9 protein-coding genes are annotated in these 8,399 nt (G+C 64.1%); 4 read left to right on the top strand and 5 right to left on the bottom strand.

Going from position 1 to position 8,399, the window contains the following annotated elements; translation table 11 throughout:
* The 3 genes from VF497_RS10010 to VF497_RS10000 all read right to left on the bottom strand — a co-directional run.
* Window positions 1-377 (bottom strand): radical SAM protein (locus VF497_RS10010; protein ID WP_330888222.1); only part of this gene is annotated, 377 nt, incomplete at its 3' end.
* Window positions 378-394: 17 nt separating this feature from the next.
* Window positions 395-1,153: an MBL fold metallo-hydrolase gene (locus VF497_RS10005; protein ID WP_330888220.1), complete on the bottom strand. Its 759-nt coding sequence runs from the start codon at window positions 1,151-1,153 to the stop codon at window positions 395-397.
* Entirely contained in the window at window positions 1,150-1,923 is a 774-nt protein-coding gene (locus tag VF497_RS10000; RefSeq protein WP_330888219.1) for a 3-deoxy-D-manno-octulosonic acid kinase, read from the bottom strand. Before VF497_RS10000 ends, VF497_RS10005 begins: the two co-directional genes overlap by 4 nt.
* Before the next feature lie 54 nt (window positions 1,924-1,977).
* Between VF497_RS10000 and VF497_RS09995 the strand changes: the two genes are divergently transcribed.
* Window positions 1,978-3,066, top strand: a complete 1,089-nt coding sequence (locus VF497_RS09995; protein ID WP_414706877.1) for a glycosyltransferase family 9 protein — start codon at window positions 1,978-1,980, stop codon at window positions 3,064-3,066.
* Between the two features lie 9 nt (window positions 3,067-3,075).
* Here VF497_RS09995 and VF497_RS09990 read toward each other — a convergent pair whose 3' ends face one another.
* Window positions 3,076-3,477: a DUF6165 family protein gene (locus tag VF497_RS09990; RefSeq protein WP_330888217.1), complete on the bottom strand. Its 402-nt coding sequence runs from the start codon at window positions 3,475-3,477 to the stop codon at window positions 3,076-3,078.
* Between the two features lie 156 nt (window positions 3,478-3,633).
* On the opposite strand from VF497_RS09990, the gene VF497_RS09985 reads away from it, so the two are divergent.
* The 3 genes from VF497_RS09985 to VF497_RS09975 are packed head-to-tail and all read left to right on the top strand — an operon-like array spanning window position 3,634 to window position 6,186.
* On the top strand, window positions 3,634-5,031 hold the full coding sequence (locus VF497_RS09985; protein ID WP_330888215.1) for a cytochrome ubiquinol oxidase subunit I: 1,398 nt from the start codon (window positions 3,634-3,636) through the stop codon (window positions 5,029-5,031).
* Window positions 5,032-5,038: 7 nt separating this feature from the next.
* Entirely contained in the window at window positions 5,039-6,046 is a 1,008-nt protein-coding gene (gene cydB, locus VF497_RS09980; protein ID WP_330888212.1) for a cytochrome d ubiquinol oxidase subunit II, read from the top strand.
* Window positions 6,046-6,186 (top strand): DUF2474 family protein, encoded by a 141-nt coding sequence (locus VF497_RS09975; RefSeq protein ID WP_330888210.1) that lies wholly within the window; start codon window positions 6,046-6,048, stop codon window positions 6,184-6,186. Before cydB ends, VF497_RS09975 begins: the two co-directional genes overlap by 1 nt.
* Before the next feature lie 31 nt (window positions 6,187-6,217).
* On the opposite strand, the gene VF497_RS09970 is transcribed toward VF497_RS09975, so the two are convergent.
* Window positions 6,218-8,399 (bottom strand): FdhF/YdeP family oxidoreductase (locus VF497_RS09970; RefSeq protein WP_330888208.1); only part of this gene is annotated, 2,182 nt, incomplete at its 5' end.

The raw sequence follows: 8,399 nt of genomic DNA, 5'->3' as shown, positions 1-8,399 counted from the left end.
CGCGCCTTGCGGGCGAGAAGGGCGCCATTGGTCGTGAGCGTGATGTCGAGGTCGTCGCTCAAGCTCCGCAGCATCTCGATCAGCCGCTCGATCTTGCGGCGGAGCAGCGGCTCGCCGCCGGTCAGGCGCAGCTTGCGCACGCCGAGGGCGACGAACGCACGCGCCAGGCGTTCGACCTCCTCGAAGCGCAGGCGCTGGTCCTTGCTGAGAAATTCGTAGTCCTGCGCGTACTGGTCCTCGGGCATGCAGTACGGGCAACGGAAATTGCAGCGGTCGATCACCGAAATGCGCAGGTCGCGCAGCGGGCGCGCGAGCGTATCGCGCGGGGTCGCGCCGCTGCCTGCGGAAACCAGTTCGATCGGAATGTCCCTGCTCATTACCGTGCGTTGCCCATTCATGCTTCAAGCACAACATCGGGATTCGGCGACGCCAATGCAAGCCGTTCGCCGCCACGTGCGATGCGGTAGCCGCGCGCGGCCAGCGCCGCGCCGTCGGCTTCGCTGCCGTAGTGGTAGAGGACGAAGCGAGGACGCAATGCAGCCGGATACTCGCGCTCGAGATCGTCCACGCCCGTATGCGAGGGATTGCCGGCCAGGCCGCAATCGTGCGCCACCGTTTCGCCGTGCGCGGCGTAGCCGGCGAGCATCTCGGGAATCGGGCGCGTGTCGCCAGTCCAGACGAAGCTGCCGCGCAGCGCCAGCGCGAACGAGGTCATCGGCATGTGGTGCCGGGTCGGGAACACGTCGAACCAGAGTCGCTCGTGCCAGAAGCCGCGCGAGCACGGCACGAGCTGGTAACCATCCCAGAAATTCGCCCCACCCTCGGCGACCACGTCGGGATAGTCGGCGACGCGGCTCTGCAGATGCGTGACCAGCGCGGCGTGCGTGTACAGCCGCACCTTGCCGCGCAACGCGGGATCGAAATAGGCGCGATAGAACAGCCGCTCGAGACCACCGACATGATCCATATGCGTGTGCGTGACGTAGACCGCGCGCGGCAGCGCGCCGTACACCTTCTCGTAAGTCGTCAGCGTCTCCGGGCCGCAATCGATCAGCAGCAGCGGTTCGCCGTCGCGTTCAAGCACGGCGCCGGACGAGCCGAGCTCCACTGCCTGCGCCGCGCCGACGCCGAGGAATCGCAAGGACAGATTCATCGATTCGCATCCTTCTCGTGCGATCCAGGTGTGCTTTCGTAGGCCGCAACCAGCGGCTGCCAGACGTCGCGCTCGAAAACCGCCTCGCCCTCGCCCGCCGCGCCAACCTTGACCAGCGAACGCTTCAGACGCGCCAGGTTGGCAGCCTGCCATGCGCTCTGCGGCGCACGCAACTCGCCGCGGTCGAAATCGATCAGCCAGACCTTGTGCGCATCGATCAGCACGTTGTGCGCATTCAAGTCGGCATGGTACACGCCGGCCGCATGCAGGCGCGCGATCGCGGCGCCGACGCGGCTCGCGACGGCGGCGTCGATGCCGCCGTGCTGCGACTGCCAGGCCAGGGTATGCGCATCGGGGATGAAGCGCGTGATCAGATCGGCGCGATAGTGCGTGCCGTTGCGCCGATAGCGCGCGGCGATCGGCTGCGACACGTCGAAACCGCGCGCAGCAAGGCCGTGCAGCAGATGGAATTCGCTGAAGCTGCGCGTGCGCTCGGCGCCATTCCACAGGTAGCGATCGCCGAGCATGCGCGCGACGAGGCCGCCACGGCGATAGTGGCGCAACGCCCAGTCGCCGTGCGGCGTGTGCGCGAAGACGATGCCGCCGCGCCCGCCAGGTGCTTCGGTCGCATGATCCTGTGTTCGCCAGAACCCGGCATCGAACCAGCGCGGATCGAAACGTTCGCCTTGCGCCAGCACGTCCGCATCGAACAGAATCGCGCCGTCGGCGGTCTCCTGCCGAACGACTCCGCTAGCACCCGCCCCCGTCATGATTGCCTGACTCGTTTCCTCGTAGAGCACCGTACCCCAAGTCTAGCAAGCCTGATGCCCGATATCCCCTTCTCGATGACGCACGCGCCGCAATCGCTGTGCCTGTTGCGCACTTCGGCACTCGGCGACGTCACCCATGTCGTGCCGATCATCCGCGCGCTGCAGGCGCAGGCACCGGACACGCAGCTGACATGGATCATCGGCAAGCTCGAACACAAGTTGGTCGGTGATTTGCCCGGCGTCGAATTCCTGATCTTCGACAAGGGCAAGGGCTGGCGTGGCTTGCACGAACTGCGCGCGCAACTCGCGCAACGGCGATTCGATGCGCTGCTGCACATGCAGGTGGCGCTGCGCGCAAACCTGGTCAGTGCCTTCGTGCGGGCACCGCTGCGCATCGGCTACGACCCGGCGCGCGCGAAAGACCTGCACGGCCTGTTCGTCAATCGTCGCATCGCCGCGCGCAGCGGCGAACACGTGCTCGATGCGATGGCGAGCTTTCTCGAACCGCTGGGCCTGAAACAGACCGAAGTGCGCTGGGACATTCCGATACCGGATGCGGCGGCGGAATTCGCCGAGCGGCATTTGCCCGGCGGCCCCAAAACCTTGCTCGTCAGTCCCTGCTCGAGTCACGTCGTGCGCAACTGGCTGCCCGAACGCTATGCGACAGTGATGGACCATGCGGCCACACAGGGTTGGCGCGTCGTACTCTGTGGTGGCCCGGGCGCGTTCGAGCGCGAATTCGGCGATGCCATCGCGACGAAATGCCGCAGCAAGCCGCTCGACCTGATCGGCAAGGATACTCTCAAGCAATTTCTCGCCTTGTGCCGCCGTTCGCAGCTTGTGCTGACGCCCGATTCGGGACCGATGCACATGGCCAATGCCGTCGGCGCCAAGGTGCTCGGCCTGCATGCGGCGAGCAATCCGAATCGTTCCGGCCCCTACTCCGACCGCCGCTGGTGCGTCGACCGCTACGATGCAGCCGCGCGCAAATACAAGGGCAAACCTGCGGTCGAGCTGCCCTGGGGTACGAAGATCGAATATCCCGGCGTGATGGAACTGATCGAGACCGAAGCGGTGATCGAGCGCTTCGATGCCTTTGCATCCCAGCTGTCCGCAGCGAACGGCGACGCCCAAGGGCCGTAGTTTTCGCCGTTACGCTTTGGCGGTGTAGTCCTGGTACGACTTTTCCTCGATCAGCTTCGAACCAAGCTTGAGGTTGATCGCCTTCTTCACTGCCGCGCGCTCGTCGTTGCGGAAATATACGGCGCGTGCCAGCTCGATGAATTCCGCATCGAACGCCTGCGCCTTTTCCTTGAGGCGGATATCGTCCTCGATCTTCCACAGCGCCTCATTCACGGCTTTCAGCTGTGCGCGCTCGGCGAAAATGTCGGTGGCGGAAGCCGGATGCGCAGCCCAGGTCGCATTGAGCAGGTCCAGTTCGGTGCGCACGTTCGCGAGCTTGGCCGCATCGCGGATGTGTACGGCCTTGATTTCGAGGATGGTGATCTTGTCGATCAGCTCGCCGTAGGAGATGGGAGTCAGGAGTTCAGACATGGGATTGAGAGGATGGCGAAAAGGTGGATTCTAACTGACGAAAAGCCACTCAAACTGCGTCAATATGCGCCAACGGCAAGATGGCCGGAACGACAATACGAGGTGTAGACTGCGGCGCAGTTCTCCGGCATTGCACCAACAACGCAGCGAGAAGCCATGCCCATCCTCGATGCCATCCATCTCGCACGGTTGCAGTTCGCGTTCACCGTGTCGTTCCACATCATCTTCCCGGCAATCAGCATCGGCATGGCAGGCTTCCTTGCCGTGCTCGAAGGCCTGTGGCTGAAGACGCGCGACGACGTCTACCACGAGATGTTCTTCTTCTGGTCAAAGATCTTCGCGATCGGCTTCGGCATGGGCGTGGTCTCGGGCGTGGTGATGTCCTATGAGTTCGGCGCCAACTGGGCCGGCTTCTCCAACAAGGCCGGCGCCATCACCGGCGCGCTGCTGACCTACGAAGTGCTGACGGCGTTCTTCCTCGAAGCCGGCTTCCTCGGCGTGATGCTGTTCGGCTGGGGCCGCGTCGGCAAGCGCGCGCACTTCCTCGCGACGCTGATGGTCGCGGTCGGCACGCTGATCTCGACGTTCTGGATACTCTCCTCCAACAGCTTCATGCAGACGCCGCAGGGCTATGCAATCGAGAACGGCAAGCTCGTCCCGGCTGACTGGTTCAAGATCGTCTTCAACCCCTCGTTCCCGTATCGGCTCGTGCACATGACGCTCGCGGCCTACATCTCCTCGGCGTTCCTCGTCGCGGCCTGTGCCGCCTGGCACCTGCTGAAGGGACGCCGCGACGCCGCGATCAAGCGCAGCTTCTCGATGGCGCTGTGGATCCTGCTGCTGCTCGCTCCGCTGCAGATCCTCGTCGGCGATGCGCACGGGCTCAACACGCGCGAGTATCAGCCGGCCAAGATCGCGGCAATCGAAGGCCTGTGGGAAACCGAGCACGGCGGCACCTCGCTCAACCTGATCGGCTTCCCCGACATGCAGGCCGAAGAGACGAAATACGCGATCAGGGTTCCGCATCTGGGCAGCCTGATCCTCACCCACAGCTGGGATGGCGAGATCAAGGGTCTCAAGGAATTTCCTGCGGAAGATCGTCCTTACTCGCCGCTCGTGTTCTGGACCTTCCGCATCATGGCCGGACTCGGCATGCTCATGCTGCTGATGGCGGTGGTCGCGCTGCTGCTGCGCCGTGGCGGCCGGCTGTACGAATCGCGCTGGTTCCAGCGCTGGGCGTTGCTGATGGGCCCCTCGGGCCTGATCGCGTTGCTCGCGGGCTGGATCACCACCGAAGTCGGGCGCCAGCCATGGACGGTCTATGGCGTGCTGCGCACGGTCGACTCCGTGTCGCCGCTTGACGCGCAGCAGGTGGGCGTTTCGCTGCTGATCTTCGTGGTGGTCTACTTCCTCGTCTTCGGCACCGGCATCTACTACATGCTCAAGCTGATGAAGATGGGACCGTCCGCGGACCCGCATCATGGTTCGACGCCGCATCACCATCCGGCGCTGGAAAGCAACCCGATGTTCCATCCCAACGAGTCCATCGACTAGGGCTGCCATGACCATCGATCTTCCCATCGTGTGGGCCGCGATCATCGCCTTGGGTCTGTTTCTCTACGTCATGCTTGATGGCTTCGACCTCGGCATTGGACTGATCTACGCGTTTTTCGAGAAAAGCAGCGATCGCCAGGTGATGCTCAACACCGTGGCCCCGGTCTGGGACGGCAACGAAACCTTCATGGTGCTTGGCGGTGCGGGCTTGTTCGGTGCCTTTCCGGTCGCCTATGCGACCCTGTTGCCGGCCAACTATCTGCCCGTGGTGCTGATGCTCGCGGGACTGATCTTCCGCGGCGCGGCGTTCGAGCTGCGCGCCAAGTCCAGCCGCACGCAGCCGTTGTGGGATCTCGCCTTCATCTTCGGATCGGTGCAGGCCACGTTTTTCCAGGGCGTGTTGCTCGGCTCGCTGCTGCAAGGCATCAAGATCCACGACGGCCAGTTCGTCGGCGGCGCGTTCGACTGGCTGTCGCCGTTCAGCGTGTTTTGCGGACTGGGCTTGATGGTGACCTATGCAGTGCTCGGCTGCGGCTGGCTCATCATCAAGACCGACGGCATGCTGCAGGAGCGCATGTACGCGCTGATGAAACCGATCACTTATTTGATGCTCGGCTGCATCCTCGTCGTCAGTGCCTGGACCGTGATCGGCCAGCCGGCGGTCGCGCAACGCTGGTTCGACGGACACAACCTGCTCTATTTCCTGCCGGTGCCCGTACTCGTGCTGGCATGCGTCTGGGGCATCGTGCGCGCGGTCGACATGCGCATCGAGGGCGCGCCGTTCCGCCTTGCGCTCGCGTTGCTGTTCATGGGCTATACCGGCTTCATGATCAGCATCTGGCCGAATATCGTGCCGCCGTCGCTGACCATCTGGGAAGCATCCTCGCCGCCATCGACCCAGTTGTTCGCGCTGGTCGGCACACTGATCATCCTGCCGTTCGTGCTGTTCTACAGCTACATGCAGTACCGCGTGTTCCGCGGCAAGGTGCGCGAGGGCGACCCGGGCTACCACTGATGCCGACTTTGCCAGCCAGCGAGGGGCCCTGGTGGCGCAAGCTCGGCTGGTTCGTGCTGCTGTGGGTGTGCGGCGTGCTCGTTACCGTCGCCGTCGCCAGCGTGTTCAAGTTCCTCATCCTCGGCGCGGTCACGCATTGACCACGCCTGTCGATAGACGTCGCGCCGCAGCTTAAGCGGCGGCGCGCGTGATCCGCACCGGGATCGACTTGTACGAAGGCGTGCCGCTGACCGGATCGATGTAGTCGAGCGGCACGAGGCAATTGCCTTCGGGGTAGTAACTCGCGACCGAGCCGCGCGCGATTTCGTAGGCGACCGCGATGACCTTGTCGAGCCGGCGCTCGTTGCCCTTGCCGAACACCGTCTCGACGACGATCTGATCGCCCTCCTCGATGCCGCGCTCGGCGAGGTCCTGCGCGTTCATGAACACCACATCGCGGCGACCGAACACGCCGCGATAGCGATCGTCGAGACCGTAAATCGTCGTGTTGTACTGATCGTGGCTGCGGATCGTGGTCAGCTTGAGTACCTGCGGGTCGCTGTAGGCGGCGTCTTCCTGCAGGCCGGGCATGCGCAGGAATTCCGCCTTGCCCGACGGCGTCGTCCAGATGCGTTCGGTCGGCGGCAACGGCAGGCGGAAACCGCCGGGCACCTTGATGCGGTCGTTGTAGTCGACGAAATCCGGGAACACCGATTCGATCGCATCGCGGATACGGTCGTAGTCCTCGATCAGATCCAGCCATTTCACCTTGCTGTTCGGCAGCGTGGCCGCGGCGATGCCGGCGACGATCGCGGGTTCCGATTTGAGAAATTCAGAGGCCGGCGTGAGCTTGCCCTTCGAGGCATGCACCATGGACATGGAATCCTCGACGGTCACCGCCTGCGGTCCGCCTTCCTGGATGTCGCGCTCGGTGCGGCCGAGACATGGCAGCAGGTAGGTGTGCTTGCCGGTCAGCAGATGCGAGCGGTTGAGCTTGGTGCCGATATGCACCGACAGCTCGAGTTTCTTCATCGCCGGAAAACACGCCTGCGGATCGGATAGCGCAACGGCAAGGTTGCCGCCGAGGCAGAGCAGCGCCGTCGATTTGCCGTCGCCGATCGCCTGCATCGCGGCGACCGCGTCGTGGCCATGGCCGGGCGGCGGCGTGAAGCCGAAGGTCTGCTCGATGCGTTTGAGCATGTCGGTCGCAGGTTTCTCGGTGATGCCGACCGTGCGGTTGCCCTGCACGTTGGAGTGGCCGCGCAACGGACACACGCCCGCGCCTGGCTTGCCGAAATTGCCGCGCATCAGCAGCAGGTTGACGACCTGGTGCACGTTCTGCGTGCCGGTATGGTGCTGGGTGATGCCCATGCCGTAGGTGACGATGGTCGCGTTGGACTTGGCGTAGGCTTCGGCCACCTTGCGCAGCGACTGCTCCGGCAGACCCGACACCGTCTCGATGTCCTGCCACGACAGCGCCTTCAGTTCGGCCGCGAGCTCATCGAATCCGTTAGTGTGTTCGGCGATGAACTCGCGGTCGATCACCTTGGCCGCCGGGCCGCTCGCCGCATCGAGTTCGAGCAAAGCCTTCATGATGCCCTTGAGCGCCGCCGCATCGCCGCCGACTTTCGGTTGCAGATAAGTCGATGCGATTTCGGTTGCGCCGAACGTCGCCATCTCCAGCGGATCCTGCGGATCGGCGAACCGCTCCAGCGCGCGTTCGCGCAGAGGATTGAAGACGATGATCGGACAGCCGCGCCGCGACATTTCGTGCAGCGTGCCCATCATGCGCGGGTGGTTGGTGCCCGGATTGTGGCCCATCGAAAGGAGCAATTCGCAGTGCTCGAAGTCGTCGAGCGACACCGTGCCCTTGCCGATGCCGATCGCCATCGGCAGACCCACGCTGGTCGCCTCGTGGCACATGTTGGAACAATCGGGAAAATTGTTGCTGCCGAGTTCGCGCGCGAATATCTGGTAGAGAAAGGCGGCCTCGTTCGACGCGCGTCCCGAGGTATAGAACTCGACGGCGCCGGGCGAGGTCTTGCGCAGGATCACGCCGATCTGCGCGAAAGCCTCGTCCCATTCGATCGCCTCGTAGATGTCCTTCTCGGCGTTGTACACCATCGGCTGGGTCAGGCGGCCCTGGTCTTCCAGTTGGTAGTCGCTCCAGGCGAGCAGCGAGCTGACCGTGTTGGCCGCGAAGAATTCGGGCGGCACGCGTTTCTTCGTCGCCTCCCAGGTCACCGCCTTGGCGCCGTTCTCGCAGAATTCGAACGAGGAGGTGTGCTTGGGATCGGGCCAGGCGCAGCCGGGACAATCGAACCCGTCCGGCTGGTTCATCTGCAGCAGCGCGCGGGTGTCCGGGCTCGCCTTC

The sequence above is a fragment of the Rudaea sp. genome, from assembly GCF_036383415.1.
Classification (GTDB): Bacteria; Pseudomonadota; Gammaproteobacteria; order Xanthomonadales; family Rhodanobacteraceae; genus Rudaea.
This window is presented reverse-complemented; position numbering and strand designations above follow the sequence as displayed.